Annotated in this window: 21 protein-coding genes; 13 read left to right on the top strand and 8 right to left on the bottom strand. The window is 73.7% G+C overall.

From position 1 onward, the window contains the following. Positions 1 to 51: 51 nt before the first annotated feature. From KM842_RS11660 to KM842_RS11640, 5 genes are all read left to right on the top strand, one after another. Positions 52 to 909, top strand: coding sequence for a DUF1206 domain-containing protein (locus KM842_RS11660; RefSeq protein ID WP_216258544.1), 858 nt, complete (start codon positions 52 to 54; stop codon positions 907 to 909). A 173-nt stretch (positions 910 to 1082) separates the two neighbouring features. Next, positions 1083 to 2690: a protein kinase domain-containing protein gene (locus KM842_RS11655; protein WP_216258543.1), complete on the top strand. Its 1608-nt coding sequence runs from the start codon at positions 1083 to 1085 to the stop codon at positions 2688 to 2690. A 109-nt stretch (positions 2691 to 2799) separates the two neighbouring features. After that, a complete protein-coding gene (gene treS, locus KM842_RS11650) occupies positions 2800 to 5082 on the top strand; it encodes a maltose alpha-D-glucosyltransferase (protein WP_216262384.1) in 2283 nt (760 codons plus the stop codon). 93 nt (positions 5083 to 5175) lie between these two features. Next, entirely contained in the window at positions 5176 to 6051 is an 876-nt protein-coding gene (locus KM842_RS11645) for an SMP-30/gluconolactonase/LRE family protein (protein WP_216258541.1), read from the top strand. 169 nt (positions 6052 to 6220) lie between these two features. Beyond that, positions 6221 to 7327 (top strand): alpha/beta fold hydrolase, encoded by a 1107-nt coding sequence (locus KM842_RS11640; protein WP_253206112.1) that lies wholly within the window; start codon positions 6221 to 6223, stop codon positions 7325 to 7327. Between the two features lie 140 nt (positions 7328 to 7467). Here the strand turns inward: KM842_RS11640 and KM842_RS11635 are convergent, their stop codons facing one another. The 5 genes from KM842_RS11635 to KM842_RS11615 form a co-directional block, all read right to left on the bottom strand. After that, positions 7468 to 8664, bottom strand: coding sequence for an NAD(P)/FAD-dependent oxidoreductase (locus tag KM842_RS11635; RefSeq protein WP_216258540.1), 1197 nt, complete (start codon positions 8662 to 8664; stop codon positions 7468 to 7470). A 10-nt stretch (positions 8665 to 8674) separates the two neighbouring features. Beyond that, positions 8675 to 9475, bottom strand: coding sequence for an SDR family NAD(P)-dependent oxidoreductase (locus tag KM842_RS11630; RefSeq protein ID WP_216258538.1), 801 nt, complete (start codon positions 9473 to 9475; stop codon positions 8675 to 8677). A 14-nt stretch (positions 9476 to 9489) separates the two neighbouring features. Further along, on the bottom strand, positions 9490 to 9996 hold the full coding sequence (locus tag KM842_RS11625) for a Dps family protein (protein WP_216258537.1): 507 nt from the start codon (positions 9994 to 9996) through the stop codon (positions 9490 to 9492). A gap of 96 nt (positions 9997 to 10092) precedes the next feature. After that, the gene (locus KM842_RS11620) at positions 10093 to 10608 is read right to left on the bottom strand and encodes a MarR family winged helix-turn-helix transcriptional regulator (RefSeq protein WP_216258534.1); all 516 of its coding nucleotides are present in this window, start codon (positions 10606 to 10608) and stop codon (positions 10093 to 10095) included. 138 nt (positions 10609 to 10746) lie between these two features. Beyond that, positions 10747 to 11304, bottom strand: a complete 558-nt coding sequence (locus KM842_RS11615) for an NADPH-dependent FMN reductase (protein ID WP_216258532.1) — start codon at positions 11302 to 11304, stop codon at positions 10747 to 10749. A gap of 146 nt (positions 11305 to 11450) precedes the next feature. On the opposite strand from KM842_RS11615, the gene KM842_RS11610 reads away from it, so the two are divergent. The 4 genes from KM842_RS11610 to KM842_RS11595 all read left to right on the top strand — a co-directional run bounded on the left by KM842_RS11610 (position 11451) and on the right by KM842_RS11595 (position 16350). Further along, complete coding sequence (locus KM842_RS11610; protein WP_216258529.1) at positions 11451 to 13091, top strand: glycoside hydrolase family 13 protein; 1641 nt, start codon at positions 11451 to 11453, stop codon at positions 13089 to 13091. Positions 13092 to 13208: 117 nt separating this feature from the next. Continuing rightward, positions 13209 to 15317 carry a lectin-like domain-containing protein gene (locus KM842_RS11605; protein WP_216258527.1) on the top strand — a complete coding sequence of 703 codons (2109 nt, stop codon included), beginning with the start codon at positions 13209 to 13211 and terminating at the stop codon, positions 15315 to 15317. A gap of 131 nt (positions 15318 to 15448) precedes the next feature. Next, the gene (locus KM842_RS11600) at positions 15449 to 16090 is read left to right on the top strand and encodes a DUF308 domain-containing protein (RefSeq protein ID WP_253206111.1); all 642 of its coding nucleotides are present in this window, start codon (positions 15449 to 15451) and stop codon (positions 16088 to 16090) included. After that, entirely contained in the window at positions 16087 to 16350 is a 264-nt protein-coding gene (locus KM842_RS11595; RefSeq protein WP_216258524.1) for a hypothetical protein, read from the top strand. Before KM842_RS11600 ends, KM842_RS11595 begins: the two co-directional genes overlap by 4 nt. Positions 16351 to 16507: 157 nt before the next feature. On the opposite strand, the gene KM842_RS11590 is transcribed toward KM842_RS11595, so the two are convergent. Continuing rightward, a complete protein-coding gene (locus KM842_RS11590; RefSeq protein WP_216258523.1) occupies positions 16508 to 17383 on the bottom strand; it encodes a LysR family transcriptional regulator in 876 nt (291 codons plus the stop codon). 81 nt (positions 17384 to 17464) lie between these two features. Here KM842_RS11590 and KM842_RS11585 point away from each other — a divergent pair, with 81 nt between their 5' ends. Then, positions 17465 to 18724, top strand: a complete 1260-nt coding sequence (locus KM842_RS11585) for an MFS transporter (protein WP_216258522.1) — start codon at positions 17465 to 17467, stop codon at positions 18722 to 18724. A 380-nt stretch (positions 18725 to 19104) separates the two neighbouring features. Next, a complete protein-coding gene (locus KM842_RS11580) occupies positions 19105 to 19770 on the top strand; it encodes a hypothetical protein (protein WP_216258521.1) in 666 nt (221 codons plus the stop codon). 22 nt (positions 19771 to 19792) lie between these two features. Here the strand turns inward: KM842_RS11580 and KM842_RS11575 are convergent, their stop codons facing one another. Further along, positions 19793 to 20707, bottom strand: coding sequence for a cation diffusion facilitator family transporter (locus tag KM842_RS11575; RefSeq protein WP_216258520.1), 915 nt, complete (start codon positions 20705 to 20707; stop codon positions 19793 to 19795). A gap of 48 nt (positions 20708 to 20755) precedes the next feature. Here KM842_RS11575 and KM842_RS11570 point away from each other — a divergent pair, with 48 nt between their 5' ends. Together KM842_RS11570 and KM842_RS11565 are read left to right on the top strand one after the other, a co-directional pair. Further along, the gene (locus KM842_RS11570) at positions 20756 to 21499 is read left to right on the top strand and encodes a DUF4166 domain-containing protein (RefSeq protein WP_216258519.1); all 744 of its coding nucleotides are present in this window, start codon (positions 20756 to 20758) and stop codon (positions 21497 to 21499) included. After that, entirely contained in the window at positions 21496 to 22497 is a 1002-nt protein-coding gene (locus KM842_RS11565) for an epimerase (protein WP_253206110.1), read from the top strand. The genes KM842_RS11570 and KM842_RS11565 overlap by 4 nt, the downstream gene beginning before the upstream one ends. On the opposite strand, the gene KM842_RS11560 is transcribed toward KM842_RS11565, so the two are convergent. Continuing rightward, positions 22466 to 23416 carry an EamA family transporter gene (locus KM842_RS11560; RefSeq protein ID WP_216258518.1) on the bottom strand — a complete coding sequence of 317 codons (951 nt, stop codon included), beginning with the start codon at positions 23414 to 23416 and terminating at the stop codon, positions 22466 to 22468. The genes KM842_RS11565 and KM842_RS11560 overlap by 32 nt on opposite strands. Positions 23417 to 23440: the final 24 nt, after the last annotated feature.

Below are 23440 nucleotides of genomic sequence, written 5' to 3'. Positions count from 1 at the left end.
GGCCTCCCTTCCGGGCCGGACAGCGTCCGCCGGGGCGGGCAGACTCGTGGGGTGACCGACGCAGCACAGGACGCCGCCCGCGAGACCGGACGACAGGCACGCCGTGCCGCCGACAGCCGGTGGTTCGAGACGACAGCCCGAGCCGGCTTCGTCGGCAGCGGCATCGTGCACCTGCTCATCGGGTACCTCGCGGTGTTGCTCGGCATCGGGAACGCCACGGCCGGCAGCGGTGCCCAGGGGTCAGGGTCCGGCGACACCGACCAGTCCGGCGCGCTCGCGCAGATCGCGTCGGTGCCCGGCGGGGTGGTCCTCCTCTGGCTCGTCGCGGTCGGGACGGCGGCACTGACGATCCGGCTCGTGGTCGAGGCCGTCGTCGGCGGCCGCACCGACGACGCACGGGCCTGGCTGAACCGGGCGAAGAACGTCGGCAAGGCCGTGGTGTACGGCGCGATCGCGTACTCGTCGGCGAGCTACGCCCTCGGTGCCGGGAAGAGCTCCTCGGGGTCCACCCGGAGTGCGGCGGCCACGGCCCTCGCGACGCCGGGCGGGGTCGTGCTCCTGCTCCTGGTGGCGGCGGTCGCGATCGCCGTCGGCGTGGGGCTCGTCGTCATCGGCGTCCGTGGGTCGTGGAAGAAGCACCTCCGCCCGCAGCCGCAGTCCGTGCGCCGGGCCGTGCAGGTGCTCGCCACCCTCGGCTACGTCGCGAAGGGCGTCGCGGTCGTCATCGTCGGCGTGCTCGTCGCCGTGGCCGCGTTCCGGAGCGACCCCGACCAGGCCACCGGCCTCGACGGGGCGTTCGACGCCCTCCGGTCGATGCCGGGAGGCTCGGTCGTGCTCGTCGTCGTCGGGCTCGGGTTCGCCGCGTTCGGTGTGCACAGCTTCTTCCGGGCCCGGTACGCGCGGATCTGACCGCGTCCTCGGGATGGTCGCGGACAGGGCGCCCCGCGCGATGCGATGATGCATCGTCGAGTCCTCGACACCAGCGTCGACGCACCGCGGGTCCCCGACACCCGCGACGACCGGTCGCGCTCCCCCACCAGGAGCGGCCGACCACGAGTCGCCCACACCGAAGACGAGGAAGCATGGTTCCGACGGAGGGACACCAGGAGGGCACCGCGCTCCTGGCGGGCCGGTACCGCCTGGAGCAGGTCATCGGCCAGGGCGGCATGTCCGTCGTCCACCGCGCCTGGGACGAGAGCCTGGACCGCCCCGTCGCGGTGAAGGTCTTCCACCCCGGACTGGTCGACATCGCCCGACAGGAGGCCGAGCAGGGCGTCCTCGCCTCGCTCGACCACCACAACCTCGTGAGCCTGCTCGACGCCGGCGTCGTCGAGGACCGGCACGGGTCCCTCCAGCGGTTCATCGTGATGGCGCTCGTGCACGGGCAGGACCTCGAGGAGCGGCTCTCGCTCGGGCCGCTCGCCTCGCGCCACATCGCCGAGATCGGCTACGACATGGCCGAGGCGCTGGACTACATCCACGCGCAGGGCGTCGTGCACCGCGACATCAAGCCGTCGAACATCCTGCTCGTCGACTACGGCAACGGCTCCGACCGGGCCCGCGCACGCCTCACCGACTTCGGCATCGCCCTCGCCGCCGGGGTCGAACGGCTCACCGCCGACGGCGTCACGACCGGGACGGCCGCCTACCTCAGCCCGGAGCAGGCGCGGGGCACCGAGGTGGGACCCGCCAGCGACGTGTACTCGCTCGGCCTCGTGCTGCTGCAGTGCTTCACCCGCCGTCGGGAGTTCCCCGGCTCGCTGGTCGAGTCCGCGCTCGCCCGGCTGTCCCGCGACCCGGTGGTCCCCGAGCCGCTGCCCGACCACTGGAAGCACGCGCTCGCCGCGATGACCGCGCAGGACCCGGCGGCCCGGCCGACCGGTGCCGAGCTGGTCGCACTGCTGCGCCACGTGGTCATCACCGACACCGCGGTCGACGAGGTGCCCGCAGACGTGGCGGCGGACCCGGCGCAGCGCGTCGGCGGACCGGCACCGTCGGCGGACGAGGCGCCCGCCGGCCCGACCACGCTCGACGTCCTGCCCGAGGAGGCACTGCAGCGGACGACGGCGATGGCCGCGCGGTTGTTCGACGCGCCGATCGCCCTCGTCGAGGTGCTCGACGAGGACCGCGAGTGGTCGCAGTCGTACCTGGCCGACGGCGTCGACAAGTCCGCACGCAGCATCACGTTCCGGAACGGCTTCGCGCCCGTGCCGGTCCCCGTGGTGATCCCGGACGGGTCGACCCACCCGGAGATGCAGAACAGCCCGCTCGTCACCGGGCCGCTCGGCATCCGTTTCTACGCGAGCGTGCCCCTGGTCCGGCACGATGGTGAGACCATCGGCACCCTCGCGGTGCTCGACTCCCGGCCGCGCACCGCCGACGAGGCCGACATGGCGAACCTGCGCGACCTCGCGGCGCTGGCGGTCACGCAGCTCGAGCTCCGGCAGGAGTCGCTCCGGAACACCAGTGAGGGGTTCCCCTTGCCGCACACCGGCGGGACCGACGGCGGAGCGCGCGGGAGCGGTGCGCACGGCGGGCCGCGGACCGACGGCGGGCCGCGCACCGGCGGCGGCGCGCACGTCGACGGCGGCCACGGTCCGCGGACGGGCGGTGCCCACGGGGGACCGCGCACCGGCGGGCGCCACACCGACGGCGCCCACGCCGCGCCGGAGCCCGACCGCGCCGTGTGACCCGACGGCACGAACCGGCGTCCGTCCCCGGGGAGCCATGACTAGCGTGGGGCAGGTGGACATGGACGACGCAGCACCCCGGATCGACGACCAGGTCGCCGACGAGCAGATGACCGGTGACCGACTCCCGGTCGACCGGGCCGACGACGAGCAGGTCGCCGACGACCAGGCCGCCGAGGACACGACCCCGGCGACGCCGGAGATTACCTACGACGAGCAGCTCTACCCCGCCCGCCCGCGGCGACTGCGCCCGCGGGCGAACCTGCGCGGCGGCAGCCTGCAGCGCCGCTTCTCGGACCCGCGCGCGGCCAACGGCGAGAACCCCGCCTACATCGAGTGGCTCGTCCGCCAGTCGATGCTCAAGGACGCCGACGTCCTGAGCCGGCAGCTCTCGGGCACCCCGAGCATGTGGCGGAACCCCTACGCACGACCCGACGCCCGACGTGCGGTGTCGACCTCGGACGTGTGGTTCACGGCCTACCCGATCTCCCTCATCACCCGCGACGGTGAGTCGTTCCTCACCGCGCTCGCCGACCCCGAGCTGTGGACGGCGTTCGAGCGCGTCGGCATCAACGGCGTGCACACCGGCCCCGTCAAGCGCGCCGGCGGCATCCGCGGCTGGCAGGAGACCCCGAGCGTGGACGGGCACTTCGACCGGATCGGGACGCAGATCGACCCGACCTTCGGCGACGAGGAGACCTTCCAGCGGATGACCGACGTCGCCGAGGAGCACGGCGGCAGCATCATCGACGACATCGTGCCGGGGCACACCGGCAAGGGCGCGGACTTCCGGCTCGCCGAGATGGCGTTCAAGGACTACCCCGGGATCTACCACATGGTCGAGATCCCGCCGGAGGAGTGGCACCTGCTGCCCACCGTCCCGGAGCACCGCGACTCGGTGAACCTGGACCGGGCGACCGAGTCGGCGCTCGCGGAACGCGGCTACATCATCGGCGAGCTGCAGCGCGTGATCTTCCACCAGCCGGGCGTCAAGGAGACCAACTGGAGCGTCACCGCCCCGGTGGTCGGCGTCGACGGCGTCACCCGCCGCTGGGTGTACCTGCACTACTTCAAGGAGGGGCAGCCCTCGGTCAACTGGCTTGACCCGACCTTCGCGGGCATGCGCCTGGTGATCGGCGACGCGCTGCACTCCCTGGGCGACCTCGGCACGAGCGCGCTGCGACTCGACGCGAACGGGTTCCTCGGCGTCGAGAAGAGCGCCGAGGGTGCTCCGGGCTGGTCCGAGGGCCACCCGCTGTCCCACGCCGCGAACCACGTCATCGCAGGCATGGTGCGCAAGGTCGGTGGCTTCACGTTCCAGGAGCTCAACCTGACGATCGAGGACATCCGCGACACCGGTGCCGTCGGTGCCGACCTGTCGTACGACTTCATCAACCGGCCCGCGTACCACCACGCCCTCGCCACGGGGGACACCGAGTTCCTCCGCCTGACGCTGCGCACCTCGCTCGAGCTCGGGGTCGAGCCGGTCAGCCTCGTGCACGGCATGCAGAACCACGACGAGCTCACCTACGAGCTCGTGCACTGGGCGACCCTGCACCAGGACGACGTCTACACGTTCCACGGCGAGGAGACCACGGGCGGGGCGCTCGCCGAGCAGATCCGCGCCGACCTCACCGAGGCGCTGACCGGAGACGCCGCCGACTACAACCTGGTGTTCACGACGAACGGCATCGCCTGCACGACGGCGTCGCTCATCGCGGCCACCCAGGGCCACACGACCCTCGACGCGATCACCGAGGAGCACGTCCCGCAGATCCGCGACGCGCACCTGCTGCTCGCCGCCTTCAACGCCTGGCAGCCCGGCGTCTTCGCCCTGTCCGGCTGGGACCTGCTCGGCTCGCTGACGCTCCCTCAGGACCTGGTCACCGACCTGATCGCCGAGGGCGACACCCGCTGGATCGAGCGCGGCGCGCACGACCTGCTCGGCGTCGCACCCGAGACCGAGCGGTCCGCGTCCGGCATGCCGCGGGCCCGCTCCCTCTACGGTCCGCTGCCGGAGCAGCTCACCCACCCGGACTCGTTCGGGTCGCGGCTGAGCGAGCTCCTGCGGGTCCGCACCGAGTACGGCATCGCCTCGGCCCGCCAGGTCGACGTGCCCGAGGTCGCCCACCGCGGGATGCTCGTGATGGTGCACGAACTCGAGTCCACCGACGAGCAGGGCGAGCCGATCGTGCAGATCACCGTGCTCAACATGACCGACACGGCGCTCGACGGGACGATCCGCTCCGAGTCGCTGCCGCACGGCGCGACGGTCGTCGACGCGACCGACCACAGCGAACTCGGCACCGTGGACGACCTGTGCAGCTTCCCGCTGAGCATCGGCGCGTACGGCTCCCGGTTCCTCGTCCTGCGCCGCCCGACCGAGCAGTGACCGCTGCCGTCACCCGTCCCGGTCGCGCGCGATCGGGACGGGCGACGCCGGGGCTGGACACCCGGGCACCCGCACACCGGTAGACCGGACGACATGACGACGAGCGCCACCACCGGTCCGGCCACCGTGTTCTCCGACGTGCGGGCCACCCTCGCCGAGAGCATCGTCTGGGACCCGGGCCAGCAGGTCGCCCGCTGGGTCGACATCCCCCAGGGCACCCTGACGACCGCCGACGCCGACGGGAACGTGCTCGAGACGGTGACGCTCGACCCGCCGCTGCCGTCCTTCCAACCGCGGGCCGGCGGCGGGTTCGTCGCCGCGCAGGACGACACCGTCGTGCTCACCGACCCCGCGGGACACGTCGAGCGCGAGCTGGCCGGCGTGCAGCACGCGAACGACGAGATGCGCTTCAACGAGGGCAAGTGCGACCCGTTCGGACGCTTCCTGGTGGGGAGCATGGACCCCACCGACGGGCCGCCCGCGGGCGCGCTGTACGCCTTCTCGCCGGACGGGTCGGTGCAGGTGGTGCGGGACGGCTTCGGCACGACCAACGGCATGGAGTGGAACGACGACGGCTCCGAGATGTACGTCACGGACACCGACACGAACACGGTCTACCGCGGGTCGTACGGTCCGGACGGCGTGCTCGGCGACCTGCACCCGTTCATCGAGGGCGCGGCGCACGACGGGCTCGTCCGCGACGACGAGGGCTGCTTCTGGGGCGCGATCTACGGCGAGTCCCGGGTGGAGCGGTACGGCCCGGACGGCACGCACCTCGAGACCGTCGAGATCCCCGCGCCGAACGTGACCTCGGTGGCGTTCGGGGGCACCGACATGTCCCTGCTGCTCGTCGGGACCGCGCGCGAGGAGCTGAGCGACGAGCAGCTGGCGGAGGCGCCGCACTCGGGCTCAGTCTTCGCGGTGCCGACCCGCGTGCACGGCCGCCCGGCCTTCCCCTTCGGCGGCTGACCCGGCGCGGCTCGGTCGCCGGGCTGGCGGACTGCCGGACCGCCGGGCCGCCGGACCGCCGGGTCGCCGGACGACCCGCGGCCCCGCCGCCCGACCGCGCACGGCCTCGCGGGGTAGCCTGGGCGACCGCCAGCCACGCGCGAGGAGCACCAGTGAACGACGAGCACCAGTGAACGACGAGCACCACCCGGGGGCACCCGTCCCGCCCGGCGCCCCGGACCCCGCGGGGGAACTCGCCCACGCCGAGGACGCCCAGGTCGAGGTGCGCGTCGACCGGATCGCCGTCGACGGCACCCACGTCCGCGTCAGCTCGATCGGTGCACCGGGGGACCGGGCGTTCGTCCTGGTCGCCGGACTCGGCATCGCGTCGACGTACTACGAGCGGCTCGCCCCGCACCTCAACGAGAACGGCCCGGTGCACGCGCTCGACCTGCCGGGCTTCGCCGGGGTCCCGCGCTTCCGTGGCGGCGTGTCGATCGAGCGCTACGCCGACGCGGTCGAGAAGGTCATCGACGACCTGCGCCTGCACGACCCGGTGCTCATCGGCCACTCGATGGGGACGCAGGTCGTCACCGAGGTCGCGGCCCGCCGTCCGGAGATCTCTGACCTGGTGCTCATCAGCCCCGTCCTCGACCCGGCGGCGCGCACGGTGCCGAAGGCGGCCCTCCGCTTCCTCCGCTCGGCCGTGCACGAACCGTCGGCGGTCCGCTGGCACGCCGTAACCGCGTACGCCCTCTGCGGCTGGCACTGGTTCCGCAAGGTGCTGCCGAAGATGATCGCGTACCCGATCGAGGACCGCGCCGGTGACGTGCAGGCGCACACGCTCGTCGTCCGCGGCGAGCACGACGCCCTCGTGCCGCGTGCCTGGGTCCGGCGCCTCGCCCGCGCGCTGCCGTACGCGGTCCTCCGTGAGGTCGCCGACGGCGCCCACTCGGTGATGCACGCCCAGGCCGACGCCGTCGCCCAGCTCGCGGTGGCCCACGTCGAGGGGCGCCTGCCGGACCGGGGCGTCTCGTCGCTGCAGCGGGTCCGGGACGACTCCACGGCCTCCGACCTCGACCGGCTCAGCGTCACCGATCGCTGGCTCGTCGTGAAGTCGCGCTTCATGGAGCTCGCCGGCATGGCCAAGGGCGACGACGAGCAGCTCGAGGCAGCCAAGTCCGCCCACGCGGTCGCGATGGCGGACAACGACCGCATCCCGGTCGACCCCGAGCAGCGCGAGGCCGTCGTCGAGACGGTCGCGCCGGAGCGCCGGGGCGACCGCCGCCCCTTCTGACGGGGCCGCCGGCCCGCCCCTTCTGACGGGGCCGCCGGCCACCCCGGAGGGACGACGGACGGGAGGCCCGTGCCCGGTCCCGCAGGACCGGCCACGGGCCTCCCGTGTGCCGCTGGTGGCGGGCGCTCGCCCGCCAGCCGTCAGTCGGCGCTGATCGTGCCCGGCAACGCGTCGGGCGTGAGCGCGTGCGCCTCGGCGAGGACCTTGCGGGCCTCGTCGGTCCTGCCCGGCACGTTCCACAGCAGCACGCCCGCGACCAGGTCGTCGTCGTCCAGGTGGTAGACGACGCCGCGCTCGTCCTGCTCGGCCCAGTCCTCGACCGTGCGGAGCGACGAGGACACGACGCCGACGGCCTCGTACCCGACGTCGAAGACGTTCGAGTAGAACATCGGCGTGTGCTCGTAGGGCTCGTCCGCCCCGGCGAGGTTGCGTCCGGCCTGCCGGCCCTGCTGCTTCGCGTTGTCGACGTGCTCCACCCGGCGGGTGCCGAGCAGGCGGTCCGGGTACGACGCGACGTCGCCGGCGGCGAACACGGCGGGGTCCTCGGTGACGAGCGTCGCCGAGACGGACACGCCGTCGTCGACCGCCAGGCCGGCGTCCTCGGCGAGCTGCGTGGCGGGGTCGATGCCGAGACCGGCGACCGCGGCGTCGGCCGTGATCGTCGACCCGTCGTCGAGGGTGAGCGTGACCCCGTCGGCGTCCTCGGACCCGGACTCGACGCGGCGACCCGTGCGGACCTCCACGCCGGCGTCGACGAAGCGCTGCTGGAACGCCGAGGCGAGTCCGGCGGGGAACATGTGCCCGCCGAGCACGTCGTCGCGGGTGACGAGCGTCACGCGGGCGCCGTTCTGCACCAGGCCCGCGGCGATCTCGGTGCCGATGTAGCTGCCGCCGACGACCACGACGTGCGCGCCCCGGTCGGCGTGCCGGCGGAGCGTGCGGTAGTCCTCGGCGCTGCGGAAGGCGAGCACCCGGTCGGAGGGTGCCAGGCCGGGCAGGTCGCGCGGGTGGCCGCCGGTCGCCAGGAGCAGCCGTTCGTAGCCGACGGTCTGCCCGTCGGCCGTGGTGACGGTCTTCGCCGCACGGTCGAGGGACGCGACGCGGGTGCCGAGCACGAACTCGGCGCCGGTCTCCTCGGTGTGCAGGTCGACCTTCTCGTCCCAGCTGAAGTCCGGGTCGGTCCAGAGCTTCTTGGACAGGGCGGGTCGGGCGTACGGGCGGTCGACGTCCTCGCCGATGATCCCGATCGAACCGTCGGGGTCGAGCTCGCGGATGCCGCGGGCAGCGGAGTCGGCGACCATCCCGCCGCCGACGATCAGGTAGCGGTGGTCGGTCAAGGTTCCTCCGTCAGATGGTGGCCACCGAGCCGGAGTCGACCCGGTAGTTCGAGCCGTTCACGAAGCTGGCGAGCTCCGAGCAGAGGAACGCGACGACATTCGCGACCTCCTCGGGCTCACCGCGACGCTTCAGCTCCATGTAGGGGCGCTGCTCGTCGAGGAAGCTCGTGACCGCCTCGTCGAACGAGGTGCCGAGTTCCTTCGCGCGCTTGTCCATCATCGCGTCGGTCATCGGCGTGTGGATGAACGCGGGCGAGACGGTGTTCACGAGCAGCCCCTCGGACGCGTACGAGCGCGACAGGCCCTTCGCGAACGACAGGACCCCGGCCTTCGCGGCGCAGTAGGGGAGCTCGTCGTCGTACGGCTGGCTGGCGTCCTCGGACACCAGGTAGACGATGCGACCCCAGCCGCCGTTCCGCAGGTCCCCGATGAACTCGCGCGTGATGCGGACCGGGCCCATCAGGTCGACGTCGAGCGTCTCCTGCCAGCCGGCCTCGTCGATCTCGTGGAACATCCCCTGGGCGCCCGTGACGCCTGAGGACTGCACGAGGATGTCGATCTCGCCGACGGCATCCCGCACCTGCTGGTGCAGCGCGGCGAGGCTGTCGGCGCTCCGGACGTCCGCCGCGAAGGCGTGCAGCTTGCCGAGGGGCGCCTCGAGCTGGTCCGCGCTGGTGTCGAGCCGGCTCTGGTCGAGGTCGGTGACGACCACGGTCGCACCCTCTGCCAGGAGGATGCGTGCCGTGTTCCAGCCGATGCCGGAGTCACCGCCGAAGACGAGTGCGGTCTTGCCCTGGATCCCGAGGTCCACGTGCGACCCGCGGCTCAGGAGTGCGCGGACGCTTCGGCGGTCGCCGGGCTGGTGGCGGCGGCGAGCGGCGTGCGGGGCGCGCGGTTCTCGGCGGAGACCATCCAGGCCAGCTGCTCGAGGCGCTCGATGAAGCCGTGCAGCAGGTCGGCGGTCGTCGGGTCCTCCTCGTCGACCTCGTCATGCACGTCGCGCATGGTGCCGGTGGCCTGGTACAGGCGGAGGGTCACCAGGTCGATGGCGTCGGTCGTGGCGACCTCGCCCTCGGGGAACGCGTCGAGGTGGCTGCTGGCGGCGACGGTGGCCGAGCGGCCGTCCGGCACGGCGTACAGGGCACGCATGCGCTCTGCGGTGTCGTCGGCGAACTCACGGGCGGCGTCGACGATCTCGTCGAGCTGCAGGTGGAGGTCGCGGAAGTTGGTGCCGAGGATGTTCCAGTGGGCCTGCTTGCCCTGCAGGTGCAGGTCGATGAGGTCCACGAGGACCTTCTGCAGGTTGGCGGCGAGCTTGTCCGATGCGTGCATGTGACGACTCCTTCTTCGCGGTGCTGACCGTTCCGGTCTACGCGCTCCGCGCCGGAGCGTTCCCAGTGGGTGTCGAGGAACCGTCCCCCGGACGGATCAGTGCTGGACGGCGGACGGGTCGACCTGGTCGACGGCGACCCGCATCTGCTCGAGGAACAGTGCGACCACGCGGGCGTCCTCCGCGGTCAGGCCCTCGGCGATGCCCATCATGCGGCGGTGCATGACGCCGAGCGTGGCGCGCACCTCGGCGTCGGTCTCGACGGTGGGGACGATGATGAGCCCGCGTCGGTCGGTCGGGTGCGGCTCGCGCCGGACGTGACCGCTCTTCACCAGGCGATCGACGAGGATCGTGGTCGACGCGGACGAGATCTTCAGGTAGGCGGACAGGTCCTTCGGGCTGACCGACCGGCCGGCCCGCTGCGCCTGCAGCAGGTGGCGGACGGCGAGCAGGTCGGTCTCGCCCATGCCCATCGAGTCGCGGGTGCGGCGGCGCATGGCCGTCTCGGAGGCACGGTAGCGGCGGAGCGCGTTCAGGACGGCGACACCGCGCTGGGTCGCGTCGTCGTCCGGGAACCAGTAACCGGACGCCTCTGTGATCTCCTGCGTCGTCATCCGATGATGGTAGTCCGTCTGGTGGCCAGGCTGTCTAGCGATCCGGCCGACGTGCGGCAGACGGACGGGAGGCTCCCGCCGGGCTGGGTGGGAGCCTCCCGTCCGTACCGTGGTCGCGTCGTCACGCGACCGGCGGGACTACGCCGCGACGGGCTCGCCGGCGGCGTCGGCGAGGGCGGTCAGGGCGCCGCGGAGGAGCCCGACGACCTCCTCGTCCTCACGCGGGTGGGTCTCGGCGAACCGGACCACGGACTGCGGGATCGCGACCTTGACGTCCTCGAGGACGTTGCCACCGGCGATGCCGGCGGCCTTGCGGGCCTCGTCGTGGGCCCAGACGCCGCCGTACTGGCCGAACGCCGAGCCGATGACGGCGACCGGCTTGCCGGAGATGGGGGAGGAGCCGAAGGGGCGCGAGGCCCAGTCGAGCGCGTTCTTCAGCACGGCCGGCATCGTGCCGTTGTACTCGGGCGTGACGAGCAGCAGGCCGTCGGCCTCGGCGACGGCCTGGCGGAATGCGACGGCGGCCGCCGGCGGCGTCTCGCCGTCGAGGTCCTCGTTGTAGAAGGGCAGGTCGACGATGCCGTCGAAGACCGTGAGCTCGATGCCCTCCGGGGCGTGCTGGACGGCCGCCTCGGTGAGCTGGCGGTTGGTGGACCCGGCGCGGAGACTGCCCACGAGGGCGACGATCTTGGTCATGGCGTTCCTTCTGGTCGCGGTGAACCACCGACGGACGTGATGGTTTCAGCGACAACCAATCCGCACCACGCGGGATTCCGTGGCCGTCACGCGGGCGTGTCACCACACCTCGACCACGCGGAGGGGCCGTCGGTAGTGTCGGCCGTGTGACCCCCAGACGGACGCCGACCGACACGCCCCGCACCACCGACCCGGCCTGGTGGCGGCAGGCCGTCGTCTACCAGGTGTACCCCCGGAGCTTCGCCGACTCCGACGGCGACGGGATCGGGGACATCGCGGGCGTGACCAGCCGCGTGCCCTACCTGGCCGAGCTCGGCGTCGACGCCCTGTGGCTGTCGCCGTTCTACCCGTCACCGCTCGCCGACGGCGGCTACGACGTCGCCGACTACCGGGACGTCGACCCGAAGCTCGGGTCGCTCGACCGGATCGACGAGCTCATCCACACGGCGCACGAGCACGACCTCCGCGTCGTCGTCGACCTGGTGCCGAACCACACCTCCGACCAGCACGAGTGGTTCCGGGCCGCCCTCGCCGCGGCCCCCGGGTCCGTCGAACGTGCCCGGTACGTGTTCCGCGACGGCTCCGGGCCCGACGGCGACCAGCCGCCGAGCGACTGGGTGTCGAACTTCGGCGGCAGCGCCTGGACGCGGGTGCCGGACGGCCAGTGGTACCTGCACCTCTTCGCGCCCGAGCAGCCAGACCTGGACTGGACCAACCCCGAGGTCCACGAGGACTTCGAGCACACGCTCCGGTTCTGGTCCGACCGCGGGGTCGACGGGTTCCGGGTGGACGTCGCGCACGGGCTCGCGAAGGACCTGTCCGAGCCCTACCGGCCCTCGAACGCGGACGACCTGCCGCTCGACGGCTCCGACCCGCTGTACGACCGCGACGAGGTGCACGAGATCTTCGCCTCGTGGCGGAAGGTGCTCGACGAGTACGCCCCGCCCCGAGCCGCGATCGCCGAGGCCTGGGCCGCCGCTCCCCGCCGGGTGCTCTACGCCCGTCCGACCGAGCTCGGCCAGGCGTTCAACTTCGACCTGCTCGAGGCGCCCTTCGCGGCCACCGAGTTCCGGACGCTCGTCGAGCAGAACCTCGACGCCGCGCAGACGTCCGGCGGGTCGAGCACGTGGGTGCTCTCGAACCACGACGTCGTCCGGCACGCGACCCGGTACGGGCTGCCCGACGGCACGGACACCGACGCGTGGCTCATGACGGACGGCGAGCAGCCGCCACTCGACCGCGAGGGCGGCCTGCGGCGCGCCCGGGCAGCCACCCTGCTGGTGCTCGCGCTGCCGGGCTCGTCGTACGTCTACCAGGGCGAGGAGCTCGGGCTGCACGAGGCGCCGGCGATCCCGCACGACCAGCTGCAGGACCCGAAGTGGCTGCGCACCGGCCACACGGTCAAGGGCCGCGACGGCTGCCGCGTGCCGCTGCCGTGGACGGAGACCGGGCCGTCCTTCGGCTTCGGCGACGCCGCTCCGCACCTGCCGCAGCCGGTGGACTTCGGCGCGTCCAGCGTCGAGGCGCAGGATCGGGTGCCCGGGTCGACGCTGTCGTTCTACCGCGAGGCGCTGTCCGCCCGCCGACGCCTGCAGCAGGGCGAGGAGCTGACCTGGCTCGAGACGTCCTCGCCCGACGTGGTCGCCTTCGCGCGACACGACGGGTGGCGGTCGTACACGAACTTCGGGTCCGAGCCGGTCCCGATGCCCGAGGGCGCCGTCGTCGTGACGTCCGGACAGCTCGGCGACGGGGAACTGCCCGGCGGCACCACGGTCTGGCTGGCCTAGCTCCCACACCACCGCGGCCACGGGCCTCTCCTGCACATCCGGGAGGCCCGTGGCCGCCTTCCACAGGTCGGCTCCGGACCGCCGGTCGGTCGCCGCCGGGTCGCGACCATCGGTGGCATGACACACGACACGACCACCGCACCACCGCCTCCCGACCGACGCCGGGACCCGGCCACGCCGCGACCGCGACGGACACGCGGACTGCGCCGGGCGCTCCTGGTCGCGGCCACGGCCGCGACGCTCGGCGCCCTCACCGTCCCGACACTGCCGACCCCGCCGGCCACTGCGGGCGAGCTCACCTTCCCGTGGTCGACCGGGTTCGACGACGCTGCCGGTGGCACCCTCAGCGGATCGGCGAAGACCACCGGCGGGCGCCTCCGCCTGACCGCGGCGCAGCCGAACCAGGCCGGCGCGTGGGCCATGGACGACGTCTTCCCGTCCTCGCTCGGCCTCGACATCGAGTTCGACTACGCGATGTGGACGCCGGACGAGATCGGCGCCGACGGACTCCTGCTCTACCTGGCCGACGGGTCCGTGCCGGCCGGGGTCGGTGCGTACGGCGCCGCCCTCGGGTACGCCTGCCGCTCCGACACGAACCAGGGCGGCGGCCCCTGCACCCTGCCCGGACTGCCGGGGGCGTTCGCGGCGATCGCCCTCGACGAGTACGGCAACTTCTCGCTGCCGTTCAACGACAGCGGGCCGGGTCGCAAGCGCAACAGCGTCACGGTCCGCGGGTCCGGCGACGGTGTCACCGGCTACCGGTTCGTCCAGCGTGCGGCCATCGCGACGGGGGTGGCCACCGGCAGCTCGGCTGCGCGACGGATGCGCGTCACGCTCCTGCCCGAGGACGGCCGGCTCACCCTGACCGTCCAGATGCAGACGGCCGACGGCATGCGGACCGTGCTCGACCACGTCACGCTGGACGGTGCCGGGCAGGCCGCACTGCCGAAGACCCTGCGGCTCGGGTTCACCGGCGCGACCGGGTCCTACAAGAGCTTCCACGAGGTCGACGACCTGCGCGTCCGGCAGCCCGCCGACCTGCGCGTCGAGCACGACGTGCCACCGGTGGTGGCGGGGGACCGGGTGCGGTACACCGTGACGGCGTCCAACGTCGGGAGCAACGCGTCCTCGCCGAGCCCGCTCGACGTCGACGTCCCGGACGAGGTGCGCGACGTGCACTGGTCCTGCGCAGCGACCGCGCCCTCCACGTGTCGGGACGCTGCCGGCACGGGCGACGTCCGCACCGCCGTCGGACTCGACCGCGATGGCACCGCGACCGTGACGATCGAGGGCACCCTCGACCCGGGTGCGAGCGGGGAGCTCACGAGCACCGCGACCGTCCGCACCGCCCCCGGGCTGTCCGACACGAACGAGGCCGACAACCGGTCCGTCGCGTCCGCCCCGGTCACCGCGGTTGCGCAGCTCACCACGGGGAAGTCGGTGGCGCCGACGGACCCGGTCGCACCGGGCGACACCGTCGAGTACACCGTGACGGCGCGGAACGGGGGACCGTCGACGGCGGTCGACGTCGGAGCGGTGGACGACCTGCCGGCGCAGCTGGCGTTCGCGGGGTCGGACGACGGCTGCTCGGCGGCCGGGCAGCGCGTCACCTGTTCCTCGGACGTCGACCTGGCGCCCGGGCAGGAGCACGCCTTCCACCTGCGGGCGCGACTCGACCCGGGGTACCGCGGCGACGGGTCCGACGTGGTGAACGTGGCGACGGCGACCTCGCCCACGGACCCCGACGGGGGCGAGGAGTCGCCCGAGGTGCCGATCTCCGTGGTCGACCCGGAGGGACCGACGGGGCCCGAAGGTCCTGAGGATCCTGAGGGTCCCGAGGGTCCCGAGGGTCCCGAGGGTCCCGAGGGTCCGGAGGGTCCGGAGGGTCCGGAGGGTCCCGGAGGTCCCGGCGGACCGCAGGGCCCTGGCGGCCTGCAGGGACCGCAGGGGTCGCAGGGGCCGCAGGGTCCTGGCGGACCGGCCGGACCGGCCGGGGGCGCCGGGCCGGGTGCGCCGGTCCCCGGTCCGACCGCGGTCGGTGCGTCAGGCGGTGCCGATCGGCCCGCCGCCCCGGGAGCGCTCGCCTACACCGGCGCCTCCGGTCTGACGACCGCCGGCCTGGTGGCCGCGGCGCTCGCCGCCGTCGGCGCGGGCGCGTGGCTGGTCGTCCGACGGCGCCGGTGCACGCCGGGCGAGGACGAGGCCCCGGTCGTGGACCGGGGCTGACGGACCGGCGTCCTGCCGGAGGGGGCCCGCGCGCGGGTCCCCTCCGGCACCGGCGGCACCCGCGCGGGACGGACGCCCGGGACGGCGGCGGTAGGATCGACCGTACGAACCGCCAGCCCGAGAGAGGTCCTGTGTCCGACTCCGTGGACGACGCCCAGCAGCGCGCGCGGTACTGGCCGGTCCCCGTCCTCCGGGCAGTCCCGGCCGCCGTGATCGCGATGGTCATCACGTTCTCCCCGAACCACTCGGCCGGCTTCGGCCTCGTCCTGTTCGGCGTCTTCGCCCTGGTCGACGGCGCGGTCCTGGCGTGGGCCAGCGCCTCCCGCCTGCCGGGCGACGGCCGGTCCCGCCGCACCGGCGTCGTGCAGGCCGTGCTCTCGGTCCTCGCGGGCGTCGCGGCGATCGCGTGCGGTGGGATCGGCCTGCCGGCGTTCATCTCGATCGTCGTCGCCTTCGCGGTCCTCGCCGGCGCACTCGAACTGACGCAGGGGGTCCGCGCCCGGGGGCGCTCGCCGTTCGCCCGTGACTGGACGACCGTCGGTGGACTGACGCTCCTGCTCGCGGTGGCCTTCCTCGTGACGCCGCCCGACTACTCCCAGCAGCTCGGCGGCGTCGAGCGCGTCACCGGCACCCTCGACGCCTCGATCGTCCTGGTCGGACTGCTCGGCGCCTACCTCGCCATCGCGGCGGTCTTCCACCTGATCGCCGGCCTCTCGCACAAGTGGGGGACGGCTGCCCCGGCGGCCACCCCGGACGGAGCACCACACGCATGACCACCCCCACCCGCCGCGACCGCCTGCGTCCGGCCGAACTCCTCGGAATCTCCGCGGTCATCGCGGTGGTCGTCGGGCTCGTCGTGCTCATGTCCACGCGGGAGCTGACGCTGTCGCTGGTCTTCTTCGGCGTCGGGTTCATCGTCGTGGTCGTCGTGATGGCGATGCTCCAGCTCACCTCGACCACCGAGCAGGACGACAACGACATGCTCGGCGGGCACAAGACCCCCGGCAAGTCCGAGGACGACGGCTTCCACTGACCTGCGCGTCCGGCGACCTCGAACGCACCGCGGGCTCGACGCATCGCGGGCACCACGCACCGGGGGCTCGACGCACCGGGGGCACGACGCACCGTGGGTACGACGCACCGCGGGCGCGACGTGCGCTGAGCAGCGACGGCGTCCCGGCGTCCGCTGGTCAGCGCCGCGCGGCGACGATCGCCCGTGCCAGCGCCTGGGTCGCCCGGTTCGGCTCCGGGTCGCTCCGCATCGCCAGGCCGATCCGCAGGGGCTCGACCTCGTCCTCCAGGTCCAGCACCACGCCGTCGTACCGCACGCCGGAGTCCGGGACGACCCCCACCCCGATGCCGGCCGAGGCGAACCGGACCACGGCCGGCATGTCGTTCATCTCCGCGACCACCCGACGGCGGATCCCCAGCCGTTCGAGCGTCGCGTCGAGGATCATCCGGTTGCCGAACCCGTGCGCCGTGTCGACGAACGACTCGTCCGCCAACTCGCCGAGCGACACCGAGGCGCGGTCGGCCAGTGGGTGGTCGGCGGCGACGAACACCCGGAAGGGCATCTCGCGCAGCGGCTCCACCACCACCCCGGTCGGCGTCTTCGGCAGGCCCGTGTAGGCGAGGTCGAGCCGCCCCGCCACCAGGTCCTGCACGAGTCCGGTCGTCCCGCTCGGCGAGGTCATCAGCTCCACGGCGACGAGGGGGTGCTGCTGCCGGAACCCCCGCAGGACCCCGGTCAGGTCGACGATGTCCATGCTCGTGAAGATGCCGAGGCGCACGCGGCCGCGCAGTTCCGCGTCGGACACCGCCGCCAGGTCCCGCATCCGGTCCAGCGACCCGAGCACCGCGCGCGCGTGCGGGAGCAGGTCGGCGCCCGTCGGCGTCAGCACGAGTCTTCGACCACCCCGCTCGAACAACCGCGCGCCGAGGGTCCGCTCCAGGCTCGCGATGCCGGCGGACACCGTCGACTGCGCGGCCCAGAGCCGTTCGGCGGCGCGCGTGACGCTGCCCTCGGCCGCGACGGTCACGAACTGTTCGAGCAGGCGGGTCTCCACGCGACCATCATCGACGGTATCGATGCCAGGTATCAAGGACGTCCGTTCGACTCGATGCACCGCCGGTGGGACGATCAGGGCATGTCATCCGTCATCGACACCCCGGCGACCGGCACCCCGGCCACCGCTCCGGCTCCGCGAGGCCGTCGCGCGCACACCCGCCGTCGCCACGGCTTCGGCTTCTGGGCCGTCGCCTTCGCGTTCACCTCGGTGATGGCCTTCGCGACCGTCCCCGCCCCGCTCTACGTCATCTACCAGGCCCGCGACGGCTTCCCGACGTTCACGACGACCGTCGTCTTCGCCGCGTACGGCCTCGGCGTCGTCGGCTCCCTCTGGTTCGCCGGACACCTCAGCGACGTGCACGGTCGCCGGCCGCTCATCCTCGTCTCCGTGGCCCTGGAGCTCGTCGCCGCCGTGCTGTTCCTGCTGTGGAACGACGTCACCGGCCTCATCGTCGCCCGACTCGTCACCGGCCTGGGCGTCGGCACCCTGACGGCGACGGCCACCGCGCACCTCGGCGAGCTCAAGGTCCGTGCGACGGGTGACGAGTCCTCGGCCAAGGGTGCGAGCGTGGCCGCCGGTGTGGTGAACCTCGGCGGGCTGTCGCTCGGTGCGCTGATCGGCGGCGCCCTCGCGGAGTTCGTCGGACAGCCGCTCATGGTGCCCTACGTGGTGTTCGTCGTCGCGCTCGCGATCGCGTTCGTCGTGGTCCTCGCCGTCCCCGAGACGGTCGACCGTCCGACCGAGCCGGTGCCGTACCACCCGCAGCGCCTGCGGGCTCCCGAGGGACAGGGCGCGGCGTTCTGGGCCGCCGGCACCGGGGCGTTCGCCGCCCTCGCCGTGCAGGGCCTGTTCACCTCGGTCGCACCGACGTTCCTCGGCACGACGTTCCACGTCACCGACCGGCTCGCCGCGGGTGCCACGACCTTCGGGGTCTTCGCCGCGAGCGCGCTGTCGCAGATCGTGTTCGCCAGGCTGCCGCAGCGCACGCAGATCCGCCTCGGGGGGGTCCTGCTCGTCGGCGGGCTCGGCGTCCTGGCGGTCTCGGCCGTGGTGCTGCAGGTGGCCGGGTTCATCGGCGGCGGTGTCGTCGCCGGTGCGGGGGTCGGGCTGCTCTTCCGCGCCTCGATCGGCAGCGCCGGGGCACTCGTCGGCCCGGTGGAGCGCGGTGGCGTCCTCGCGGCGACCTTCCTCATCGCCTACGCCGGCCTGACCGTCCCGGTCGTCGCGGTCGGTGCCGCCCTGCTGGTGCTGCCGACCCTGCCCGTCCTGATCGGCTACGTCGTGCTCGTCGCGGCCCTCGCGACCGTCGCCGGGTCGCGGCTGGCCGCCCGCGCCTGACCCGGGCAGAACACCCCCGTCGGCACGAGACGCCCCCGTCCGTCCTGGGCGCCGCTCACACGACGAGACGCCGCCCAGTTCGGCGGCGTCTCACGCTCCGAGCGGCGTCTCGCCGGCCCGGAGGTGTGTCGGCACCGCCGGGCCTCGCCCACGCGGGTGACGCCCCCGCCTGCGCGAGACGCCCCCGTCCGTCTTGAACGCCGCTCGCACGACGAGACGCCGCCGAGTTTGGCGGCGTCTCACGCTCCGAGCGGCGTCATGCGTCCGCCGCCCGGCCGCCCCCGCCGCGCCCCCGCCGCGCCCCGCCGCGCCCCCGTCCCCGCCGCCCCGCCGCGCCCCGGCCGCCCGGGAGGCTCCGCCCCCTCCGGCATACTGGCCGCATGTCCTCGAAGCGCTCGCGTTCCACGCTCACCGGCGTCGCCGCGGCCCTCGCCGCCGTCGTCGTGATCGGCGGCTTCGCGCTGACGAACGCGCGGAACGGCGACGACGCGGTGCTCTCGGCGGCCCCGTCCGCCACGGCCTCCGACCGCAGCGCCCCGACCGCCGGCAGCGGCGACACGAGCGGCACCGGCGACTCGGACGGCGGCAGTGACACCGGGGACGGCAGCGGCGTCGCGGTCGTCGACCGGAACGGGCCCGATTTGCCCGGCGCCGACGTCCTCGACCGCTGCACGAGCGACTCCCGCGCCACGGTCGCCGCCTACGAGACCGCGGCGCTCGGCCGGGTCGTCATGCAGTGCGGCACCTCGGCGCAGGGGTACGAGCACATCCGGGTCCGGCACACGGGGGACTGGCGGGAGGTCCTCGCCGGGCACACCGCCGAGCGGGACTGGGACGACGCCATGCTGACCGCGGTGCGGACGGCGCTGACGAGCCCGCAGAAGGGGCTGCCGGTCGACGCCGGCGACGGCAAGGTCTGCTACGCTGCGCCCGTCCGGTTCGACGACGGGACGGCACCGAGCCCCGACGGTTTCGTGAAGGTCATCGTGTCGGCCACGACGGAGCGGGTCATCACCGCGTACCCGACGGACGAGTCCGACTGCTGACCGTCCCCGGGCCGGGCCCGGGTCAGGCGTGCACCTCGTGCTCGTGCCGCTGGTGCGACGCGGGCTCGAGCTGGAACGTCGAGTGCTCGACGGGGACGTCGAAGTGCTCGGCCACGCACTGCTGCAGTTCGTCGAGGATCGCCGGGGCGTGCGCGGTCGTGAAGCAGTGGTCGTCCACCACGACGTGCGCGGTGAGGTTCGGGACGCCGGTGGACACGAGCGTCGCGTGCAGGTCGTGCACGGCGATGACGTGGTCGAGCCCGAGGATGTGCCCTCGGACGGCGTCGAGGTCGAGCCCGCGCGGGGTGGCCTCGAGCAGGACGTCGGCGGTCTCGCGCAGGAGCTTGACGGCACGCGGCAGGATGAGCGCGCCGATGAGCAGCGCCGCGACCGAGTCCGCCCGCTGCCAGCCGGTCGCGAACAGCACGACCGCGGCCGCGATCACGGCCACGGACCCGAGGGTGTCGTTGAGGACCTCGAGCCGGGCAGCGCGGGACGTGAAGCCCTCGCCGGAGGCCCGGACGAGCACCGCGAACGCGACGAGGTTGCCGACGAGCCCGACGACGCCGAAGACGAGCAGCGGACCGGCCTCGATCTCCTCGGGCACGAAGAGCCGCTGCACAGCGGAGATGACGACGTACACGCCGACGGCGAGCAGGATCGCCGCCTGGGCCGTCGCCCCGAGCACCTCGGCACGCTGGTAGCCCCAGGTCCGCCGCGCGGTCGGGGTGCGGCGGGCCAGCCGGGTCGCGACGAGACCGATGCCGAGCCCGCCGGTGTCGACGACCATGTGCCCGGCGTCGACGAGCAGCGCGAGGGAGCCTGTGACGACCGCGCCGACCACCTCGGCCAGCAGGATGCCCGCCGAGATGCAGAACGCGATGAGCAGCGCGCGCTCGGAGGCGTGTCCGTGCGCGTGGCCGTGGTCGTGTCCCATGCCCGCCATCGTAGGAGGCGCGTCCGACGACGTGCCAGGATCGGGAGCGTGAGCGGATCGCCGTACGAGCTGAGCGCACCGGCCGACGTCCTCGCACGGTTGCACCCGCGCCTCCGCACCTACTTCGGCCGGATCCCGTCCGGGCACGTCGGCCGCGGCTCGGGCACGTTCAGCGTCGTCGGCACGCCCCGTCGCTGGGTGTGGCCGGTGCTCGCCGTCCTCGCACGCGACGCGGTGCTGTTCCCGGTCTGGGAGCACGACGTGCCCTTCACGGTCGAGAATCGCCCGGCGCGCGTCGGCCGCGGCTCGGCACCGGCACCGGACGGTGAGTCCGGCATCCGCCGCCGCCACGCCCTCCGGTCCGGCACCCACCGCGCCGACCGTGCCCGCGCCGACGGCCGGGAGGCGCGTCCCGCCGTGCGCGCGCACCGCACCTTCCACTTCGCCTCCGGGGACCGGACGATGGTCGACGCGATCACCGCCGAGCCCGAGGGGCTCGTCGACCACCTCGGCACCCGCGGCCGGGTGAGCGCACTGCTCGCGGTGGCGGTCCCCGCGACCGGACCCGACGCCGGGGTCCTCCGCCTGGTCTCCACGTGCGTGTCGGTGCGTGCGCTGGGACGGGAGTGGCGCCTCCCGGCCGTCGTGTCGCCGCGGGTGGTCCTCACGGAACGGTTCGACGACGAAGCGGACGTGCAGCGCGTGTCCCTGGTGCTCTCGGCACCGGTGGTGGGCACGCTGTACCGGTACGAGGGGGCGTTCCGGTACGTCGTCGTACCCGACGAGGCATGACCGGGAAGACGGAGGACAGCATGGACGGACAGCAGCGACGCGTGGTGGTGGCGGGGGCGAGCGGTTTCGTCGGCCGGTACCTGCAGGACGCGTTCCGTGACGAGGGGTACCAGGTCGTCACGATCGGCCGCACCGGCGACGCGGTCTGGGGGAACACCCTGCGCATCCGTGAGCTCGTGGACGGTGCCGACCTCGTCGTGAACATGGCGGGCAAGAGCGTCGACTGCCGGTACGGGCCGCGGAACCGCGCCGAGATCATGCGCTCGCGGGTCGACACGACGCTCGAGCTCGCCGAGGCGATCCGGTCCGCCGAACACCCGCCGCCGCTGTGGCTGAACGCGTCGACGGCGACGATCTACCGGCACGCCGACGACCGCCCGCAGGACGAGGAGACGGGCGAGCTGGGCGAGGGCTTCTCGGTCTCGGTCGCCCGTGCGTGGGAGGACGCCCTCTTCGGCGGCGACCTGCCGCACACCCGGCGGGTGGCCCTGCGGATGGCGATCGTCCTCGGCGACGGCAGCGCCCTGGTGCCGTTGCTCCGTCTCGCGCAGGCGGGGCTGGGCGGGCCGCAGTACGACGGCCCGTGGTTCCCGACCCGGGCGCGTCTGGCGGCCGGCACGTACCACCACGACCGGCACACCCACGGGCGGCAGCGCTTCAGCTGGGTGCACATCGCGGACGTCCTCGGTGCGATCCGCTTCGTCCGTGACCACGAGGACCTCGACGGGCCGGTGAACGTCACGAGCCCGAACCCGTCGGACAACCGCACCGTGATGGCCACGATCCGCGACGCCGTCGGGCGCCGCTTCGGCCTGCCGACCTGGCGGTGGATGCTCGAACTCGGGTCGGTCGCCATCCGTACCGAGACCGAGCTCGTCCTGAAGAGCCGGTGGGTGGTGCCGACCCGGTTGACGCAGGCGGGCTACGAGTTCCGGTACCCGCACCTGCGCGGGGCGCTGGCGGACATCATCGCCGAGCGGCGTCAGCACCGGCGCTGAGCGGCGGGGCAGCGGAGGCGTCCGTGGCCGGGGGCTCGGCGGCGACGCGGACGGGGCGGGCGGGTCGGGAGGTCCACAGCACCGCGCCGACGACGACCGCGCCCGCGACCGCCTCGACCAGGTCCGGCACCTCGCCGAACGCCGCCCACGACGCCAGCACGCCGACGACCGGCACGAGCATCGAGAAGGGCGCGACCGTGCTCGACGGGTACTTCCCCATCAGGCGCGACCAGATGCCGTAGCCCACCAGGCTGCCCGCGACGACGATGTAGAGCAGCCCGAGGTCGGCCGGCAGCGCCTCGGCGGTGAACGCGGTGCCGAGCGCGTGCCCGACCCGCTCGGGCCCCTCGACCAGGAGCGACAGCGCCGCCATCGGGACCGGTGGCACCACGGCCCACCACAGGGTCAGGTGCAGCGGGTTGACCGGCCCGGCCTTCCGCGTCGTGACGTTGCCGATCGCCCAGCCGAGTGCCCCGCAGAGCACGAGGACGACGGGGAGCAGCGCCGCCGTCTGCGCCCGGTGCACCGCGATCACGCCGAGGGCCGCGACGGCGATGGCCACTCCGACCACCTGGCGTGCGGTCAGGCGCTCGCGGAGCAGGACACCGGCGAGCAGCACGGTGAACGGTGCCGAGGCCTGGATGACGAGGGACGCCAGACCCGTCGGCATGCCGGCCGCCATCCCGAGGTAGAGGAACGCGAACTGCAGCACGCCGAGCGTCGCGCCGACGAGCACGATCCAGCGGAACGACACCGCCGGGCGCGGCACGAACAGGAGCGTCGGGACCGCGAGCAGCGTGAACCGCACGGCGGCCAGGAGGAACGGTGGGTAGTGCTCGAGGGCGATCGCGGTGGCGGGGAAGTTCAGTCCCCACGCGACGGCGACGACGAGGGCGAGGACGCGGTCACGGGGCTGCACCGGACGATCGTCCCGCATCCGATG

Source organism: Curtobacterium sp. L6-1 (assembly GCF_018885305.1).
GTDB lineage: Bacteria > Actinomycetota > Actinomycetes > Actinomycetales > Microbacteriaceae > Curtobacterium > Curtobacterium aetherium.
This window is presented reverse-complemented; position numbering and strand designations above follow the sequence as displayed.